Source organism: Streptomyces sp. NPDC001903, assembly GCF_042891345.1.
Taxonomy (GTDB): domain Bacteria; phylum Actinomycetota; class Actinomycetes; order Streptomycetales; family Streptomycetaceae; genus Streptomyces.
The window spans coordinates 91,082-110,203 of sequence record NZ_JBIASZ010000008.1; the positions used below are offsets into that span (position 1 = coordinate 91,082).

The following is a 19,122-nucleotide window of genomic DNA, read 5'->3' on the forward strand; positions in this document are numbered from 1 at the left end:
GTGCGCGCATAGCATATGCGGTCGGACTTCTATGCAGGAGGACCGCCTATGAACCAGCAGTTCCTCGCGTCACCGGTCCGCGTCCCCGGGCAGGGGGAGCCGCCGGCCCTCCACCTCCTGGGCGGCCCGCGCGTCATCCACCAGGGGAGATGGCTGGACGTGCCGGAAGGCGGCAAGCGCCTCCTCGCGTTCGTCGCGCTCAACGGCGGCCGGGTCGAGCGCCGGCACGCCGCCGGGACGCTGTGGCCGTCCGGCGACGACCTGCGGGCGGCGGGGAACCTGCGGTCCGCGCTGTGGCGGCTCAAGGCCGCCGGCATCGACCTCCTGGACTCCGACAAGTGCTCGCTCGCGATGCGCGAGCACACCGTGGTCGACCTGTACGTCCTGTACGGCTGGGCCGCGCGGCTCATCGGCGGTACCGCCACCGCCCAGGACCTGTCCGCCCTGAAATGGCGTACCGACGCGCTCGACCTGCTGCCCGGCTGGTACGACGACTGGGTGCTGCTGGAGCGCGAACGGGTCCGCCAGCGGCTGCTGCACGCCCTGGAGGCGCTCAGCCGCGAGCTGGCACGGGCCGGCCGGCACGCCGAGGCGGTGGAGTCGGCCCTGCTCGCGGTCAGCGCCGAACCGCTGCGCGAGAGTGCCCAGCGGGCCCTGATCGAGGCCCACTTGGCGGAGGGCAACCTCATCGAGGCCATGCGCGCGTACGACACGTACCGCGCCCTGGTGAAACGTGAGCTCGGAGTGGAACCGGGATGCGAACTCTCCGGCCTGATACGGAACTTCTGCCGCTCCGCCACCCGCACCCGGGAGGTGGCGGCCGCCCGGGTGCGCCGCGCCTGATCCGGGGCCAAGCTGGTGGCATGAGCGACGACCGGCCGGGCCGGCGCAGTACGGAACTGCGCCTGGCCCTCGCGATGCGCGGCGGGGTCAGCCTCGCCGTCTGGATGGGCGGGGCCTGCTGCGAGACGGCGGCGCTGCGCGCGGCGGCGGCCCGCAAGGACCCCGCCCCGGAACCGGGCCTCTACAAGGGGCTGCTGGCCATGTGCGGATACGAGGACGTCGACATCGACGTCCTCGCCGGGACCAGCGCCGGGGGGCTCAACGGCGTGCTCCTGGCCTGCCACCTCGTGTACGGGATGCCCTTCGGGCCGGGAGTGCGGGACGTGTGGCTGCGCCTGGGCGACCTCGAAGGCCTGCTGCGCCGCTCGACCCCCTTCCACGTACCGGCCTCGCTGATGCGCGGCGACGAGGTCTTCTACCGGGAGCTCCGCGGTTCGCTGGGCCGGCTCCTCCAGGAGGCCCCGCCCGACTGGCGGCCCCCGGCCTCGCTCCGGCTGATCCTGACGGCCACGCGGTTGCGCCCCCGCCGCGACCGGGTGCGGCCCACCCTCGGCCGGCCGCTGCCCGTCGGCCGCTCGAACGCCTACTTCCGCTTCCGCCACCGCACCTCGCTGACGGACTTCCCCGTCGACTCCACCGGCGCGGCGCGCGAGGCGGCGCTGAACCGGCTGGCCTACGCGGCCCGCACCTCCTCCTCGTTCCCGGGAGCCTTCGAGCCGGCCCGGGTGTACGTCGGCAACGGCCCGCAGCCGGTGGAGGACCCGCCCCGGGTGGACATGCGCGGGGTCAGCAGCGAGACCGGCTACCCCGACGAGAACCTGAACGGCTGCGCCGAGCTCATGGACGGCGGGCTGCTGGACAACATCCCCGTCGCCTGGGCCGTACGGGCCCTCGCCGGGGCCCCGGTGGCCCGCAAGGCCGACCGCTGGCTGCTGTTCCTCCAGCCCGTGCCGCCGTTCCCGCCCCCTCCCGAGCCGGGAACCAGCCGGCGCGTCACCCGGCTGGTCCGGATCGCGGTGAAGTCCCTGACGGTGAAGACCGGCTCGGAGTCCCTGCGCGACGACGACCTCGAACTGCACGCCGCCGAGGCCGCGGCCCAGCGCAGGCACGCCGCGGCGGGGGTGCTTCCCCCGACCCTCGCCGAGCTCCGGGACACGGCGGAGGCCCGGCGCGGGGCCTACGCCGAACGGGCCGGTGCGGCGGAGGCGCTGCGGCTCATCCGGCTCCTGGAGGACCCGGCGGAGGTGACCGGCCCCGACGCGCTGCCCCTGCCCGCGGGCCCGGGGCCGCTGGAGGCGCTGGACGAGTGCGCGGGGGACGGGTCGGCCGCCCTGTTCGCCCGGCTGCGCGCGGCGTCGGACCGCCTGGCGGTGGCGCCCGACGCGTTCCCCGGGCCCGGGTACTCGCCGCTGGCCCTGGCCCGTACCGTACGGCTGCTCATGGACTGGCTGGAGGCGTACGAGTCCGGCCGGAAGGCGGTGGACACGGAGCCCGGCGGCGCGGGGCCGGCGCAACCGGCGCAGGCGGAGCGGGCGAGGGCGGAGGCGGAGGCGGAGCGGGCCGACGCGGAGGCGGTGGAGGGATACCGGCGGCGGCTGTTCGCCTGCCGCTCCGCCATCGCCACACTGACCGCCGCCCGGGACCGGCTGCTCCTCGACCGCTACCGCACCGCCCTCTCGCGGGGGATGCCGCCCAGCGACGCCACCGCCCCCTACGGCGAGGCGACGCGGCTGCTGGGCTCCCTCATGCCGAAGGGGCCCGCGCCCGGGGACCCGCCCGAGGAGTGGGAGAGGTGGGCGGCGGACCTCGCGACGGCCGTCACCGGCGGGACCCTGCCCCCGGTTCCGGAGCCCGACCCCGCCCCGGGCCCGGGCAGGGTGCCGCAGGGCTTCGCGCGCCTGTGGGAGGGGCTGGCGGAACTGGCCGGGGAGATCGGCCTGCACCTGGTGCCCGACGTCGAGGACTACGAGGCGCTGCACGCGGCCGCGCGCGGCGCCGGCCCGATGAGCGGCGCGCTCGCCTTCGCCGAGGTGCTGCTGGGCCCGCTGCGCCCGGACCCGCTGGCCGAGGCCCCCGACATCGGCTTCCACACCGTCTCGGCGGCGAACACCAGCTGGGCCACCCTCAAGGTGCTGAAGGACGTGGACCGCGACTCCCCGAAGGAGCTGGTCCGGGTCAAGCTCAGCGGCAACCAGCTCAACAACTTCGCGGCGTTCCTCAGCGCCCGCTGGCGGGTGAGCGACTGGACCTGGGGCCGGCTCGACGCGGCGGCCTCCCTCGTGTCGGTGGTCGCCACCGACGAGCGCCTGCGGGACGCGTTCCGGGGTACCGACACCGGCGACCCCACGGCGCTCGGCGAGACGCTCGCCGAGCTGACCGGCCTCGGCCCGGTGTTCCTGGAGCACTGGGCGCAGAACGTGGTCGCCAACGGGGACATGGATCCCCACGACCGGGCACGGGAGGTGCTCACCGCCGTACGCCAGCACGAGATCCTCCACGAGGAGCTGCCGGTCCTCGCCGAACTGAACCGCAAGGGCTTCAAGGGCGGCAACAGGCCCCCGGACACCCCGCCGGACCCGCCCGCCCTCGCCACCCCGGACGAGTTCGAAGCCGCGCTGGACTCCTTCCGCAGGATCGGGGCCGAGGACGTCGGCACACTGCTGCGGGCCCGGGACCCGCGCCGGGCGGCCCTGCGGACCGGGCTCCTCGCCTGGCCCGCCCTCCAGCCCACCGGCAAGGCCGGGGCCCGCCTGGTGCAGGTCGTCCTCGGCGTGCTGAAACCGCTGGTCTACCTGCCGTTCCTGGTCGGGGCGCTGGCCCCGCTGTGGGGACTGGCCGCGGCCGTACTGATGTGGACGGGCATCGCCTTCTGCACCGGCCACTGGTCCTCGCTGCTCGCCCACGTCCCGGTCTGCCTGTACGCCATGGTCGCCCTGGCGGCGCTGGTCCGGCAGTGGATCCGGCCGGTCCGGCTGCGCGTCCCCCTCCTCGTGCTCGCACTGGCCGGCCCGCCCGTCGCCCTCTGGCAGCTGCGCGGCACGCCCTTCCCCGAGGTCGGCGACGGGTACCGCACCCTGATCGTCGGAGCCTGCTTCGCCCTCGCGGCCGCGGCCGTGCTGTACGTCGGCACCGACCGGTGGCGGCTGCTGCCGGGGGCCGCCGTGATCGCGGGCGCGATCGCCGCGCTCGTCCAGTTCGGCCGCCCCGGTCTCGGCGGCTGGTGGGCCGCGCTCGCCCTGTACGCCGTCCTGTTCTGGACCACGTTCGTCCTCCCCTGGCTGTATCCGAGGCAGCGATCCGGGCCGACCTGACGCAGCGCCCCGCGCCGAGGGCTCAGATAGGGTGAATCGGTAGGAATCGGACCCCCCGGGGTGAGGTCGGTGCGGTGGACACATACCAGTCGACGAGCGAGGTCCCGGACCAGCCGGCCGCGGCCGTCGGGTACGCCGGCGTACTCAGCGAGCTGCTGCCGATCGCGCTGTGGCGGGAGGACGCCGACGGGATCATCGTCGAATGGTCGCTGGCCGCCCAGGACCTCCTCGGCCACCGCCCCGAGGACATCCTCGGCCTCCCCGGCACCTCCGTGCTCGTCCCCGAGCCCAACCACGCGCTCGCCGACGACCTGACCCGGCGGGTCCAGGCGGGCGAGACGGTGGTCGGCACCCTCCCCGTACGCCACCGCGACGGGCACCGCGTCACGATGGAGATGTGGATCGTCCCCGCCGCCGACCCGCAGGGCCGCACCGGCGCCATGCTGATCGCCGTGGAGACCTCCGAGGTCCTGCGCATGCGGGACTCGCTCGCCGCCCTGCAGAGCCTGTTCACCCAGTCGCCCATCGGCCTCGCCACCCTCGGCCCCGACCTGCGCTTCCTGCGCGTCAACGACGCCCTGGCCCGGATGAACGGCGTATCGGCCGCCGAGCACGTCGGCAAACGGCTCACCGAGGTCGTCCCCGGCGTCAACGCCGCCGCGCTCGAAGCGACCATGCGGCAGGTCCTGGACCGGGGCACCGCCGTCGTCGACGTCCGCCGCACCGGCCGGACCCCGGCCGATCCCGAGCACGACCACACCTGGTCCTGCTCGTACGCCCCCCTCCTCGACGGCTCCGGCCGCCCGCTCGGCGTGATCGCCTCCCTCATCGACATCACCGAGAGCCAGCACGCCCAGGGCGAGGCCGAGCGGGCCCGCCACCGCTTCGCCGTCCTCGCCGAGGCCGGCACCCGCATCGGCACCACCCTCGACCTCAGCCAGACCGCCCGGGAGATCGTCGAGGTCCTCGTACCCCGGCTGGCCGACTCGGCCGACGTACAACTGCTGGAGACCGTCCTCGCCCCCGACGACGCGGCGGCCACCCACGAGGGCGTCCTGCGCCGCATCGCGGTCGAGTTCCCCGACCCCGAGGCCCCCACCGCCCGGCTGGCACCCGGCCAGACCTTCCAGATCCCGCCCGACTCCGTCTACGAACGGGTCATCGCCGAGGGCCGGGCCATGAACCTCTACCGGTCCGACGTCCACGCGCTGCTGCCCGACCCGCGCGCCGCGGAGCTGCGCGACTACCTCGCCACCCTCGGCTCCGCCCGGCTGATCCCCCTCCTCGCCCGCGGCACCGTGCTCGGCGCGGTCACCGTGACCCGGACGAGAGCGCGCGAGCCCTTCGACGAGCAGGACGCCGTACTCATCGACGAGGTGGTCGCCCGCGCGGCACTCAACATCGACAACGCCCGGATGTACACCAACCAGCGCCGGGCCGCCCTGACCCTCCAGCGCAGCCTCAGCAACAGCGCCCTCCCCGAGGTCACCGGCCTCGAACTGACCGGCCGCTACCTGCCCGCCAGCGACCACGACGTCGGCGGCGACTGGTTCGACGTCATCCAGCTGCCCGGCGGCCGCACCGGCCTGGTCATCGGGGACGTCATGGGCCACGGCATCCACGCCGCCGCCGTCATGGGACAGCTGCGCACCGCCGTCCGCACCCTCGCCCGCCAGGACGTCTCCCCGACCCGGCTGCTGCGCTCGCTCGACGAGGCCGTCGCCGACCTGGGCGAGGACGAGATGGCGACCTGCGTCTACGCCGTCCACGACCCGGCCACCGGCGGCTGCGTCATCGCCCGCGCCGGCCACCCCCCGCCGGCCGTCGCCACGGCCGGCGGGGAGGTCGCCTTCCTCGACGGCCCGCCCGGCACCCCGCTGGGCACCGGCGGACAGGAGTTCCGCACCGAGGAGGTCGCCCTGCCGCCCGGGAGCCTGCTCGTGCTGTACACCGACGGGCTCATCGAGTCCCGCGAACGCGACCTCGACCAGGGCATGGCCCAGCTGGGGCGGGCGCTGCGCGACGCCGCACGGCCCCTGGACGGACTGTGCGACGACATCCTGGCGCAGCTGCTGCCCGGTGCCCCGCAGGACGACGTGGCGGTCCTGCTGGCCCGTACGAGGGCCACCGGCGGCCCCTGACCCGGCGCCGGCCCGGCCGCGCCCCGGGCGCGCCCCGGGCGAATCGTCACGCCGGCCCTCCGGGCGGCCCGGTCACCAGGCCAGGTCCTCCAGCGCCGCCAGGTCCGGCGCGGGCGCGGCCGGCTCCGCACCCCCGGTCAGCGGCAGCTCGGCCCAGATGACCTTGCCCCGCTCGGTGTACCGGGTGCCCCAGCGCTCGGCGTACTGCGCCACCAGGAACAGGCCGCGGCCGCCCTCGTCCGTGGTGGCCGCGTACCGCAGGTGCGGCGAGGTGCTGCTGCCGTCGGAGACCTCGCAGATGAGGCTGCGGTCGCGCAGCATCCGCACCCGGATGGGCGTGTTCCCGTACCGGATGGCGTTGGTGATGAGCTCGCTCAGGATGAGCTCGGCCGTGAAGGCGATGTCCTCCAGCCCCCAGGCGGCCAGCTGCGCCGAGCCCGCGCCCCGCACCCGGGAGACCGCGGCCGGATCGGGCGGCACCTCCCACTCGGCGATCCGGTCCGCCTCCAGCCGCCGGGTGTCGGCGACCAGCAGGGCGATGTCGTCGCTCGGCGCCGGGAACAGCAGCGCCGCCAGGAGGTCGGCACAGGCCTGTTCGGGGCTGCGGCCGGGGTGCGCGAGCGTCTCGGCCAGCAGCCCGAGGCCGGTGTCGAAGTCCCGGTCGCGGTCCTCCAGCAGGCCGTCCGTGAACAGCACGAGCCGGCTCGACTCCGGCAGCCGCAGCTCCACGGCCTCGAAGGGCATGCCGCCCACCCCGAGCGGCAGCCCGCTGGGCAGCTGCGGGAACTCCACGGCGCCGTCCGGCCGGACCAGGGCCGGTCCGGGGTGCCCGGCGCTCGCCATGGCGCAGACCCCGGAGACCGGGTCGTAGATCGCGTACAGGCAGGTGGCGCCGGTGACGCCGGCCGCCTCGCCCGCCCCCTCCGCGGGGTCCCCGGAGCTCCCGGCCTCGTTCTGGTCGATCCGGTGGATCAGCTCGTCCAGGTGCCCGAGCAGCTCGTCCGGCGGCATGTCCAGGGACGAGAAGTTGTGGACGGCGGTCCGCAGCCGGCCCATCGTGGCCGCCGCGTGCACCCCGTGCCCGACGACGTCGCCGACGACCAGCGCCACCCGGGCGCCGGCGAGCGGGATCACGTCGAACCAGTCCCCGCCCACCCCGGCCTTCGCGGGCAGGTACCGGAAGGCCACGTCCACGGCGCTCTGGTCCGGCAGCACCCGGGGCAGCAGGCTCCGCTGCAGGGCCACGGCCGTGGCGTGCTCCCGGGTGTAGCGGCGGGCGTTGTCGATCGAGACGGCCGCCCGGGCCCCCAGCTCCTCGGCGAACGACAGGTCCTCCTCGTCGAAGGCCTCCGGGGTGTCGGCGGCCCGCCAGAAGTTCGCCATGCCGAGGACCACCCCGCGGGCCTGAAGCGGTACCGAGATCAGCGAGTGCAGCCCGTACCCCAGGGCCTGGCGGGTGCCCTCCTCGTCCTGGGCCCGCCAGCCCATCGCCGCGTTCAGATCGGGGGCGAGCACCGCGTGGCCGGCGTCCAGGGCGGCCGCCATCGGCGCCGTCGGCACCACGAACCGGATGATGTCGCCGACCGGCTGCAGCGGCTGGTCGGTGCGCACCCCGCTCATCGCCGCCCGGCGCATCTCCGTGTAGACGCCGCTGCCCCGCGAGGGCTCCTCCCCCTTGAGCACCGGCTCCAGCAGCTCCACCGTCACGAAGTCGGCGAACCGGGGGACGGCCACCTCGGAGAGCTCCTCGGCGGTGCGCACCACGTCCAGCGTGGTCCCGATCCGCACCCCCGCGTCGTACAGCATCTGGAGCCGCTCCCGGGCCACCTCGGCGCGGCCGGAGAGCGCGGCGAGCTCGGTGGTGTCGCGCAGGGTCATGACGCTGCCGGACGGGTGCCCGCCGTACGGCTTGGTCGCGCGGACGTTGACGGCCAGGAGCCGGTCTCCGGCCAGGTGCACCTCGTCCGTGGCGGCCCGCCCGGACACCAGCAGCGCGGTGGTCCGCGGGTCGAGGCCGAGCTCGCTCACGTGGCGCTGTTCGGCGTCGGGCGGCAGGTTCAGCAGCCGCCGGGCCTCGTCGTTGGCCAGCAGCAGCCGCTGGTCGGCGTCGATGATCAGGACGCCCTCGCGCACCGCATGCAGGACGGCCTCGTGGTGCTCGTTCATCCGGGCCATGTCGGCCGCCCCGAGGCCCCGGGTCTGGCGCCGCAGCCGCCCGCTGACCAGGGCGGCGCCGCCCGTGCCGAGCAGCAGCGCGCCGGCCGCGGCGCCGAGCAGCAGCGGAAGCTGACCGGCCACCGCGTCGGAGACGGTGGCGACCTCGATGCCGGTGCCGACCAGGCCGACGACCCTGCCGCTCGCGTCCCGTACGGGGACCACGGCGCGGACGGCGTCGCTCGGAGAGCCCTTGAACACCTCGGTGAAGGGGTGCCCGGCCACGGCGCGCGAGAGGTCGCCGGTGGCCCGTTTGCCGATCAGGTCGGGCCGGGAGTCGGTGTAGCGCAGCCCGTCGAGGGTCATCACGGCGATGAAGTCGACGCCGGCGGCCCGCCGCGCGGCCTCGGCCAGCGGTTGCAGCTCCGCCGTCGGATTCGGCGATCTCAGGGCCGCGGGCAGGCCGGGGGCGTGGGCGAAGGCCTCGGCGGCCGCCAGCGAGCGGTGCCGCGCGTCGCGCTCGGTGCCGTACCGCTCCTGGAAGACGAGGGCGAGCGCGGCGGCGGTGATCAGCAGCATCACGATGACCGCCATGAGCGCGAAGACCTGACCGGCGACGCTGCGGGCACCCCGGGGCCGGCGCGCGGGCAGGCCCGGGCCCTGCCCGGGCGGCTGCCGGGGCGGTGATCCCCTGGGTCGACCCAAACGTCCGGTCATGAGCCATTTCTAACACTGTCACCGGGATTTGGGCGGGGCTGCCGATGTGACGGCAGCCGCGACGCGGTACGCCCGGGGGCTGAGGCCCACGTGGGAGGTGAAGTGCTGGCGGAAGGTGACCTCGCTGGCGAAGCCCGCGCGCCGGGCCACCTCCGGCACCGGGTGGTCGGTGCGCTCCAGCAGCTTGCGGGCCGCGTCCAGGCGGTGGCCGAGGAGCCAGCGGTGCGGCGTGGTGCCGGTCGCGGCGACGAAATGGCGGGCGAAGGAGCGCGGGGACATCCCCGCCCAGCGGGCCAGGGCGGCCACGGACAGCGGCTCGTGCAGACGGAGCAGGGCCCGCTCCCGTACGGCCGCCAGGGCCTCGGCGGTCCGGTCCGCCGCGGGGGTGGGCCGGTCCAGGTACTGGGCGTGGTCGCCGGTGCGGAACGGGCCCGTCACCATGGACCGCGCGATGGCGGCGGCGGCCTCCGCCCCGTGGGCCTGCCGTACGAGGTGCAGGCAGAGGTCGATCCCGGAAGCCACCCCGGCGGAGGTCCACAGCCCGCAGTCCTCCACGTACAGCGGGGCGTCCTCGACGCGTACGGACGGGTGGCGCGCGGCCAGCCGCGGAGCCAGCGACCAGTGGGTCACGGCCCGGCGGCCCGCCAGCAGGCCCGCCTCGGCGAGGATGAACGCCCCGGCGCACAGCGCCGCCACCGGAACGCCCCGGGCGTGCGCCTCCCGCAGGGCGGCGAGGACCGGCCCGGGCGTCGGGTCGGACGGCTCGGCCAGCGCCGGTACGACGACCAGATCGGCCTCGGCGAGCCAGTCGAGCCCCCGGTCGGGGGCCAGGGTGAGCCCGCCGGGCAGCGCGATGGGGCCGGCGTCCAGGGCGCACCGGCGCAGCTCGAAGCGGGGGACGCCGAGCGGGCTGCGGTCGGGGCCCCAGACCTCGGTGATCACGGCGAGGTCGAAGCTGCGGATGCCGGGCTGGACGACGACGGCGACACGATGCATGCTGCCATCTTGGCAGGATCCCATCGGTTCGGGTCCCCGGAGCCGCTGTCGGGGGGCCTGTCCGGCGGAAGATCATGAAGCCATGACGAAGAACGAGATCGCACTCGCCCCCAACGCCGCCCTGCTGGTCATCGACGTACAGAAGGGCTTCGACGACGCGTCGTACTGGGGTCCGCGCAACAACCCGGCCGCCGAGGCGAACATCGCCGCCCTGATGGACGCCTGGCAGGAGACCGGCCGCCCGGTGGTCCTCGTGCAGCACGCCTCGCGGACCGCCGGCTCGGTCCTGGCCGCCGACCACCCCGGCCACGCCTTCAAGGACTTCGTGGCCGACCGGGCGGGGAAGGAGGCCCTGCTGGTCACCAAGACGGTGAACTCCTCCTTCTACGGCACCCCCGACCTGGCCGCATGGCTCACCGCCCAGGGCATCGGCCAGCTGGTGGTGTCCGGGATCCAGACCAACATGTGCGTCGAGACCACCGCCCGGATGGCCGGGAACCTGGGCTACGAGGTCCTCGTCCCGCTCGACGCCACCCACACCTTCGACCTCGCGGGCCCGGACGGGCTGAGCCTGACCGCGGACGAGCTGGCCACCGCCACCGCCGTCAACCTCCAGGGCGGCGGCTTCGCCCGGGTCGTCACCACGGCCCAGCTGCTGGGCTCGTAGTCCCGGAGCCGGACCGGTGCGCGAACGCCGAGGCCCGGCACCCCGCCAGGGGGCGCCGGGCCTCGTACGGCCGACCGGAGGTCAGAGCACCTCGGCGGCGATGTTCGCCGCGACCCGCTCCAGCAGGGGACCCGCGTTCGGGATGGACTTGGCCGGATCGGGCTCCAGGTCCGTCAGCGGGTACGCCTTGCGGATGCCGGCCGCCTCCAGCGCCTCCTGGTCCAGCAGCAGACGGCCGCAGACCGCGACGACCGGCTTGCCCGCCGCACGCGCCGCGGCGGCGACACCGGCCGGCGCCTTGCCGTGCAGGGTCTGCTCGTCCAGCGAGCCCTCACCGGTGATCACCAGCGTGGCGCGCTCCAGCGCCGGCGCGAAGCCCAGCACCTCCAGCATCAGCTCGATCCCGGGCCGGAACGACGCGCCGAGCAGCAGCGCCCCGTACCCGATGCCGCCCGCGCCGCCCGCACCCGGGGCGGCGGCCAAGCGGCCGGCCTCCTCGCCGATCGACTTCTCCAGCACCACCGCGAAGTGCGCCAGCGCCGCGTCCAGCGCGGCCACGTCCTCGGGCGAGGCCCCCTTCTGCGGGCCGTAGACCGCGGGAGCGCCCTTCGGACCGGTCAGCGGGTTGTCCACGTCGCTCGCCAGGACGAAGTCGACCTCCGCGAAGCGCGGGTCGACCCCGGACAGGTCCGCGGACGCCAGTGCGGCGAGCGCGCCGCCGCCCGGACCGACCGGTTCACCGTTCGCGTCCAGGAACACCGCACCCAGCGCCGCCAGCATCCCCGCGCCGCCGTCGGTGGTGGCGCTGCCGCCCACACCGAAGACGATCGAGCGCGCGCCCGCGTCCAGCGCGGCCTTCAGCAGCTCGCCCGAGCCGTACGTGGTGGCCGTCAGCGGGGCGAACACACCCGCCGGCAGCAGCTGCAGCCCGGAGGCCTCGGCCATCTCGACCACGGCGGTGCCCTCGCGCAGCGCGAAAGCGGCCGTGACCTGCTCGCCGAGCGGTCCGGTGACCCGTACCTCCCGGCGCTCGAACCCGGCCGCCACGGCGGCCGCGACCGTACCGTCGCCGCCGTCCGCGACGGGGAGGGTCTCGATCTCCACGCCCGGTACGGCCTTGCGAAGGCCGGCCGTCACCCGCTCCGCGACCTGAACGGCCGTGAGCGAGCCCTTGAATTTGTCCGCGGCGATGAGCACGCGCGCGGTCTCAGTTACTGCTCCGTCCGTCACCTTGCTAATCCCTTGCTATCGAACAGTGCAGTCGCGCCCCCATGAGCCTATCCGGAGGATCCTCCTATGCCCATGGGTGGCCTGGGTCACAGGCGGCGCGCCATCCCCCTAAATAGGGATATACGCCTGCATAGTGTGGCCGCATGAGCGCGGAATCACGGGAAGACGCCCGCCCGGAGGGCGCGGAACCCGCACCGGACCCGGCCGTCGTCACCATCGGGGTGATCGCCGTGCTGGCCGTCGTCGCATGGGCCGCGCTCGGCAAGGACTCCTTCGACACGGCGTCGAGCACCGCGCTGGCCTGGGTCCTGGCCAATTTCGCCTGGCTGTTCGTGATCGCCGCCGACGTCTTCCTCGTCATGTGCGTCGTCCTCGCGATCAGCCGCTTCGGCCGGATCCGGCTCGGCGCCGACGACTCCGAGCCCGAGTTCACCAACCTGGCGTGGATCGCGATGATGTTCAGCGCCGGCATGGGCATCGGCCTGATGTTCTACGGGGTCGGCGAGCCGCTCACCCACTACCTGAACCCGCCGCCCGCCTCTGGGGCGGCTCCGGGCTCCGGCGCCGCCGCCCAGGCGGCCCTCGACTACTCGTTCTTCCACTGGACGCTCACGCCCTGGGCGATCTACGGCATCGCCGGACTCGCCCTCGCCTACGCCACGTTCCGCAAGCGCCGCGGCAACCGGCTCTCCGCCGCCTTCGTCCCGCTACTGGGGGAGGAGCGGGCCAACGGCCGGCCCGGCAAGGCCATCGACCTGCTCGCCGTCTTCGCCACCGTCTTCGGAACGGCGACCAGCCTCGGCCTCGGCGCGCTCCAAGTGGCCGAAGGGCTGCACATCACGGCCGGGATCGAGGACTCCACCGGCGTCGAGCTCATCATCATCGCCTCGCTCTCCGCGGCCTTCGTGCTCTCCGCCTTCTCCGGCCTGCACAAGGGGGTGAAATGGCTGAGCACCATCAACATCGTGCTCGCCGCCGCCCTGATGGTCTTCGTCTTCCTGCTCGGCCCGACCGTCTACGTCCTCGACGTGGTCCCCGCCAGCGTGGGCAGCTACCTGCACGAACTGCTGCCCATGGCCACCCGTACCGGCGCCTTCACCGACAGCGCCTGGCTCGGCACGTGGACGATCTTCTACTGGGCGTGGTGGCTGTCCTGGGCGCCGTTCGTCGGCACCTTCATCGCCCGCATCTCCCACGGCCGCACCATCCGCGAGTTCCTGATCGGCGTCCTGCTCGTGCCCAGCGGCGCCACGGTGGTCTGGTTCTGCGTGATGGGCGGCACCGCGATCCGCCTCGACTCCACCGGCGCGGCCGACCTCGCCGCCAAGGTCAAGGACGGGGCCGAGGCCTCCCTCTTCGCCATGCTGGACGCGCTCCCGCTGGGCACCGTCACCTCGTACGTGGCCATGGCCCTGGTCATGACGTACTTCGTCACCAGCGCCGACTCGGCCTCGCTGGTGATGGGCTCGCTCACCAGCCGCGGCTCGCTGAACCCGCCCACCTGGCTGGTCGTCACCTGGGGCGTGCTGATGGCGGCGGTGGCGGCCGTGCTCCTGGTCGCCGGCGGCCTCAAGTCCCTGCAGACCGCCACCATCCTGGTCGCGCTGCCCTTCGTGATCGTCATGATGCTGCTCTGCTGGGCCCTGGTGAAGGAGCTCCGCGAGGACCCCGGCGCCGGCCCCGCCCGCCACCACGCCCTGCACGGGATGCGGGACGCGGTCACCGCGATGGTCGGCGACGCCGTCCCCGACCGGGCTCCGGCCCGCCACCACCGCCTGCGCCGGCTGGCCGACCCCTCCCGCCGCAACCGCGAGGACCCGCCCCCGCCGGCCGCCCCGGAGCCGTGATCCCGTCCGGTGGGGCGGCTGGGTAGGGTTGGCCGCGTGACCACCACGGACGACTACGCCACGTACATCGCGAGCCTGCCCCGGGTGCTGGCCGGCGCCGCCGCCCTCTACCGGGACGCCGAGGGGCGGGTGCTGCTCGTCGAGCCCAACTACCGTGAGGGCTGGGCCCTGCCGGGAGGCACCATCGAGTCCGACACCGGTGAGTCCCCGCGGACGGCCGCCCGGCGCGAGAGCGCCGAGGAGATCGGCCTGGACCTGCCGCTCGGCCGGCTGCTCGCCGTCGACTGGACGCTCGGCGAGGGCCGTCCGCCGCTGGTCGCCTACCTCTACGACGGCGGTGTGCTCGACGAGGCGCAACTCGCCTCGATCAGGCTCCAGGAGGAGGAACTGCTCTCCTGGCGGCTGGTCGAGCCCGCCGAACTCACCGCGTACCTCCCCGGATCGCTCGGCCGCCGCACCCGGGAGGCCTACCGGGTCCTGGAGTCCGGCGAGGGCACCGCGGAGCTGGAGAACGGCAGCCGCCCGGTCTCCTCGTGACACCGGGCCCACTTCGAGCAGGACAGAATCCTCTGATGATCACGATGTACGCCTGGCCCAGCACCGCCGACGGGCCCGACGCCCTGCCCATGGTCCACTTCACCACCGAGCAGCAGGAGGGCGGCGAAGTCACCCCCGAGGGGACGCCGGTGTGGCTGTTCGACACCGCGATACGCGAGGGCGGCTGGGCCTCGTTCACCGACTTCGAGGGCTGGTCCGCCCCCGCCGCCGGCTGGCAGGCCTTCTACCGCCCCGAGGACGACCTCCTCGCCGTCACCGGCCCCGGCGCCTGCGAGGGCTGGTACCAGGGCAACCTCGGAGCCGACGCGGACTGGGTGGCGGCGGCCACCGCCCAGCAGAGCGTGGTCCTGCTCGCCGCCCCCGTCCAGCACCCCTCCCTGTACGCCTACGCGGTGGAGGCGGGGGCCGCGTTCGCCCTGCTCGTCCCCCTCGCGCTGGTCTGAGCCGCGGCTACGGCGTCTCCGCGCCGGCCTCGAAGGCCAGCAGCCGCACCTTGCGCTCGACCCCGCCGCCGTAGCCGGTCATGCTCCCCGACGCACCGATCACCCGGTGGCACGGGACGATGATGCTGACCGGGTTCTTCCCGTTGGCCAGACCCACCGCGCGCGAGGCGTTCGGCTTGCCGAGCTTCGCCGCGAGCTCCCCGTACGACCAGGTCCGGCCGTACGGAATCCGTACCAGCTGCTCCCACACGCTGCGCTGGAAGGCGGTGCCCTCCAGCCGGACGGGCACGTCGAACTCGGTGAGCTCACCGGCGAAGTACGCGGCCAGCTGCCGCGCGACCTCGGGGAACGGCTCCTCGGTGGCGGCGACCCGCTCCCCGAAGGACTCCTCGGCGGGTCGGTGCCGCTGCCCGACCATGTACAGGCCGCTCAGGACGCCGTCGGTGGCGACCAGGGTGAGCGGGCCGTACGGGCTGTCGACGACGGTGTGCTGCTTGGTGTTCGTGGTGCTGACGTGCGCGGTGCTCATGTCGGAATGCACTCCTCAGACGGGCAGGTGGTTGATGGGGTGGGCATCGGTGGCCCACAGGTACTGCACGGCGTACGCGCGCCAGGGCCGCCAGCCGGCCGCCCGGGCGGTGAGCGCGGCGGGCGTGGACGGCAGCCCGAGCTCCCTCGCGGCCCGCCGGACCCCGAGGTCGGACGGCAGGAAGGCGTCCGGATCGCCCAGCGCCCGCATCGCGATCACCTCGGTGGTCCACGGGCCGAACCCGGGCAGCGCGTTCAGCCGCGCCCGGGCCGCCTCCCAGTCGCTGTCGATGCCGAGCGGGAGCGAGCCGTCGGCCAGCGCGCCCACGAGCGTGGTCAAGGTGGTGCGCCGGCTCGCCGGAAGGGCCAGCGACTGCGGGTCCAGGGCGGCCAGCGCCTGCGGCGAGGGGAAGAGGTGGGTCAGCCCGCCCTCGGGATCGGGATCGGCCACCGGCTCCCCGTACGAGGTGACCAGCCGGGCGGCGTGCGTGCGGGCCGCCGCCGTGGACACCTGCTGGCCGAGCACCGCCCGCACGGCGAACTCCGCCGCGTCGACCGTACGCGGCACCCGCCGCCCCGGGGCCTTGTCCACGAGCGGGGCCAGCAGCGGGTCGGCGCGCAGCTGCCCGTCGACGGCCTCGGGATCGGCGTCGAGGTCGAGCATCCAGCGGCAGCGGCTGATGGCGATGGTGAGGTCCCGCAGGTCGGTGAGGGCCAGCTGGCAGCCGATGTGGTCGGGCTGCGGGCTGAGCGCGACGACCCCGGTGCCGTACGGGAGCCGCAGCGTCCGGCGGTAGGCGCCGGCCCGCCACTCCTCGACCCCGGGGACGGCGGTCGCGGCGAGGTGGCCGAAGAGGTTGTCGGGATTGAGCGGGGCCCGGTACGGCAGGCGCAGGCTGATGCTCCCGGGCACCTTCGGAACGTGCCGGTTCGCCTTCTCGGCCCGCAGGCGCAGCTCGCCGGGGGCGAGCGCGAAGACCTCGCGGACGGTCTCGTTGAAGGTCCGGATCGAGGAGAACCCGGCGGCGAAGGCGATGTCGCCCATCGGCAGCTCGGAGGTCTCGATCAGCAGCCGGGCGGTCTGGGCGCGCTGCGCCCGGGCGAGGGCGAGGGGCCCGGCGCCGAGCTCGGCGTTCAGCTGCCGCTCCACCTGGCGGGTGGAGTACCCCAGCCGCGCCGCCAGCCCCGGTACGCCCTCGCGGTCCACCACCCCGTCCTGGATGAGCCGCATGGCCCGGGCGACGGCGTCGGCGCGGGCGTTCCACTCGGGGGAGCCGGGGGAGGTGTCCGGCCGGCACCGCTTGCAGGCCCGGAAGCCGGCCTGCTGGCAGGCGGCGGCGCTGGGCAGGAAGGTCATGTTCTCGACCTTGGGCGGCACCGCGGGGCAGCTGGGGCGGCAGTAGATCCCGGTGGTCCGCACGGCGGTGAAGAACCACCCGTCGAAGCGGGCGTCCTTCGACTGCACGGCCCTCACACAGCGGTCGGTGTCGGTGTACATGGCTCCAGCATCCCGGCCCGGCCCACGCCGGGCTGGCGGTTTTCCGACATCAAGCGTAGCCCTCCGGGGGTGGCGGGTGGGCGGCCGTCGGGGGCGGGCGGGGCCGGTGGCGGGGCGGGGGGTCGTCCGGGGTAGGCATGATTTATGGCCCCCCAGCGGGAGCGTCGACCTCGCTCGGGATACGGGCCACAAATCACGTTTGACACCCCGGACGACCCCCCGCCCCGCCACCGTCCCCGCCCGGGCAGACCACTCGAAGCCGGCAGGCCGGTGCCGGGGGCGGGGTGGGGCGCTGTCCGGGGTGTAAAACGTGATTTGTGGCCCAGACCTCCGGGCACATGACGCGCCCGCTCGGGGGCCATAAATCATGCCTACCCCGGACAGCGCCCCACCCCGCCCCCGGCGCCGGCCACCCGCCCGGCCACCCGCCCCGCCCCCCCCGCGGCGGCCGTGCAGCCGAAGGCGCCCCGGCATGCGAAGGGCCCCCGGGGTGTGACACCTCGGGGGCCTTCGGGGACTGCGTGCGGCTACGGGAGCTGCGACGCCGCTCGCGCCTCGCGGCGGTTGTGGCGGAAGGTGTTCGCGCGACGGGTCGTCGCGAACAGCGGGATGGTCGCCGCCAGAGCGATCTGCAGCGCGCAGCCCGCCTGGAGCAGCAGCTGACCGCCCGGGGCGTCGAACGCCCAGGCCGCCAGGAGGCCCATGGCCCCGATGATCCAGCTCAGCATCGCCACCGCGAGGACACCCCGCGGCTTGGGGTACTCGACCCGGCTCACCATCAGCCAGGCCACCCCGATGATCGCCAGCAGCGTCGGGACGAACGGCAGCTCCAGCAGCACGATCGAGACGACCGTCAGCGCACCGAAGGGGCTCGGCATGCCCTGGAACATGCCGTCCTTCATGGTCACGCAGCTGAATCTCGCGAGTCTGAGCACCACGGCCAGCAGCACCACGATCGCGGCCAGCGCGGACATCTTCTGCACCGCGTCGTCGGCGACCATGCCGTACACGAGCACGAAGTACGCGGGAGCCAGGCCGAAGCTGATCAGGTCGGACAGGTTGTCCAGCTCGGCGCCCATCGGAGAGCTGCGCAGCTTGCGGGCCACGATGCCGTCGAAGAGGTCGAAGACCGCGGCGAGCAGCATCAGTATCACGGCCGTCGCGGCGCTGTTGCGGGCCATGCCCGACTCGCCGCTGCCGGTGAGGTGCGGGATGAGGATCCCGGTGGTGGTGAAGTACACCGCCATGAATCCGCACGTCGCGTTGCCGAGGGTGAGGGTGTCCGCTATCGACAGCCGCAGCGAGAGCGGCATGTCGTCTTCTGCGGACTCCTCCTCCGCGGCCTCGGGCACCCAGCCGCCCGACGGTGTGGTGGGAGTCTCAGGGTCAGTCACGGTCAATTCGGGTCACCCCCGCGGTGGTGGCCTGTCCGACCTCGACCGCGACCTCGACACCCTCGGGGAGGTAGATGTCGACGCGGGAGCCGAAGCGGATCAGACCGATGCGTTCGCCCTGCTCCACCTTGGTACCGGCCGGCAGGTACGGGACGATGCGGCGTGCGACGGCGCCGGCGATCTGCACCATCTCGATGTCGCCGAGTTCGGTGTCGAAGTGCCAGACAACGCGCTCGTTGTTCTCGCTCTCCTTGTTGAACGCCGGAACGAACCCGCCCGGGATGTGCTCCACGGACGTCACCGTGCCCGCGAGGGGCGCGCGGTTGACGTGGACGTTCAGCGGGCTCATGAAGATCGCGACCCGGGTCCGCCCGTCCTTCCACGGCATGATGCTCTGCACCACACCGTCGGCGGGCGAGATGACCCGACCCTGCGTGATCTCACGCTCGGGGTCGCGGAAGAACCACAGCATGCCCGCCGCGAGAGCGGTGGTGGGCACGGCCACCGCGGCCCAGCGTCCGGACTTGCGGGCCCGGGTGAGGCTGAGCGCAGCGGTGGCGACGGTCGGCAGAAGCCACGGCGATGCTCCGCGTGCGAGACGTCCACCGAGGATGCCGACGCGAGGTGCAGAGGTTTGGCTGTGGGGCATGGATGACCTTCGTAGCGGGTGATTGCCGCGCCGCAAACAGGGGGACGGGACGGCGGCTTTACTGGAATGCTATCGGTTGCACGCAACAACTGGGCAAGCCAGAAGCCGAGTCGATGGCCGCCAGCCAGTGACTGCCAGTGATTCTT

14 protein-coding genes are annotated in these 19,122 nt (G+C 74.3%); 7 read left to right on the top strand and 7 right to left on the bottom strand.

Going from position 1 to position 19,122, the window contains the following annotated elements; all coding sequences use genetic code 11:
* Positions 1–48: 48 nt before the first annotated feature.
* From ACFYZS_RS19405 to ACFYZS_RS19415, 3 genes are all read left to right on the top strand, one after another.
* On the top strand, positions 49–843 hold the full coding sequence (locus ACFYZS_RS19405; RefSeq protein ID WP_389013701.1) for a BTAD domain-containing putative transcriptional regulator: 795 nt from the start codon (positions 49–51) through the stop codon (positions 841–843).
* A gap of 20 nt (positions 844–863) precedes the next feature.
* Positions 864–4,154 carry a patatin-like protein gene (locus ACFYZS_RS19410; RefSeq protein WP_389013704.1) on the top strand — a complete coding sequence of 1,097 codons (3,291 nt, stop codon included), beginning with the start codon at positions 864–866 and terminating at the stop codon, positions 4,152–4,154.
* A gap of 74 nt (positions 4,155–4,228) precedes the next feature.
* Positions 4,229–6,295, top strand: coding sequence for a SpoIIE family protein phosphatase (locus ACFYZS_RS19415; protein WP_389013707.1), 2,067 nt, complete (start codon positions 4,229–4,231; stop codon positions 6,293–6,295).
* A 72-nt stretch (positions 6,296–6,367) separates the two neighbouring features.
* Here ACFYZS_RS19415 and ACFYZS_RS19420 read toward each other — a convergent pair whose 3' ends face one another.
* Together ACFYZS_RS19420 and ACFYZS_RS19425 are read right to left on the bottom strand one after the other, a co-directional pair.
* Positions 6,368–9,166, bottom strand: a complete 2,799-nt coding sequence (locus ACFYZS_RS19420) for a SpoIIE family protein phosphatase (RefSeq protein WP_389013710.1) — start codon at positions 9,164–9,166, stop codon at positions 6,368–6,370.
* Between the two features lie 18 nt (positions 9,167–9,184).
* Positions 9,185–10,162 (bottom strand): GlxA family transcriptional regulator, encoded by a 978-nt coding sequence (locus ACFYZS_RS19425; RefSeq protein WP_389013713.1) that lies wholly within the window; start codon positions 10,160–10,162, stop codon positions 9,185–9,187.
* Positions 10,163–10,244: 82 nt separating this feature from the next.
* On the opposite strand from ACFYZS_RS19425, the gene ACFYZS_RS19430 reads away from it, so the two are divergent.
* Positions 10,245–10,829: a cysteine hydrolase family protein gene (locus ACFYZS_RS19430; protein WP_389013716.1), complete on the top strand. Its 585-nt coding sequence runs from the start codon at positions 10,245–10,247 to the stop codon at positions 10,827–10,829.
* An 81-nt stretch (positions 10,830–10,910) separates the two neighbouring features.
* Here ACFYZS_RS19430 and ACFYZS_RS19435 read toward each other — a convergent pair whose 3' ends face one another.
* Complete coding sequence (locus tag ACFYZS_RS19435) at positions 10,911–12,059, bottom strand: glycerate kinase (protein WP_389013719.1); 1,149 nt, start codon at positions 12,057–12,059, stop codon at positions 10,911–10,913.
* A 143-nt stretch (positions 12,060–12,202) separates the two neighbouring features.
* On the opposite strand from ACFYZS_RS19435, the gene ACFYZS_RS19440 reads away from it, so the two are divergent.
* Genes ACFYZS_RS19440 through ACFYZS_RS19450 form a run of 3 tightly spaced genes read left to right on the top strand, consistent with a single transcriptional unit; the run spans position 12,203 to position 14,907 of the window.
* Positions 12,203–13,906, top strand: a complete 1,704-nt coding sequence (locus tag ACFYZS_RS19440; RefSeq protein ID WP_389013722.1) for a BCCT family transporter — start codon at positions 12,203–12,205, stop codon at positions 13,904–13,906.
* A 36-nt stretch (positions 13,907–13,942) separates the two neighbouring features.
* Complete coding sequence (locus ACFYZS_RS19445; protein WP_389013724.1) at positions 13,943–14,443, top strand: NUDIX domain-containing protein; 501 nt, start codon at positions 13,943–13,945, stop codon at positions 14,441–14,443.
* Positions 14,444–14,478: 35 nt separating this feature from the next.
* Positions 14,479–14,907: a hypothetical protein gene (locus tag ACFYZS_RS19450; RefSeq protein WP_389013727.1), complete on the top strand. Its 429-nt coding sequence runs from the start codon at positions 14,479–14,481 to the stop codon at positions 14,905–14,907.
* A gap of 7 nt (positions 14,908–14,914) precedes the next feature.
* Here the strand turns inward: ACFYZS_RS19450 and ACFYZS_RS19455 are convergent, their stop codons facing one another.
* The 4 genes from ACFYZS_RS19455 to ACFYZS_RS19470 form a co-directional block, all read right to left on the bottom strand.
* Positions 14,915–15,436 (bottom strand): methylated-DNA--[protein]-cysteine S-methyltransferase, encoded by a 522-nt coding sequence (locus ACFYZS_RS19455; RefSeq protein WP_389013730.1) that lies wholly within the window; start codon positions 15,434–15,436, stop codon positions 14,915–14,917.
* Between the two features lie 15 nt (positions 15,437–15,451).
* Positions 15,452–16,933, bottom strand: coding sequence for an AlkA N-terminal domain-containing protein (locus ACFYZS_RS19460; RefSeq protein ID WP_389013733.1), 1,482 nt, complete (start codon positions 16,931–16,933; stop codon positions 15,452–15,454).
* A gap of 527 nt (positions 16,934–17,460) precedes the next feature.
* On the bottom strand, positions 17,461–18,285 hold the full coding sequence (pssA, locus tag ACFYZS_RS19465; protein ID WP_030155141.1) for a CDP-diacylglycerol--serine O-phosphatidyltransferase: 825 nt from the start codon (positions 18,283–18,285) through the stop codon (positions 17,461–17,463).
* Positions 18,286–18,319: 34 nt separating this feature from the next.
* Complete coding sequence (locus ACFYZS_RS19470) at positions 18,320–18,976, bottom strand: phosphatidylserine decarboxylase (protein ID WP_030868027.1); 657 nt, start codon at positions 18,974–18,976, stop codon at positions 18,320–18,322.
* Positions 18,977–19,122: the final 146 nt, after the last annotated feature.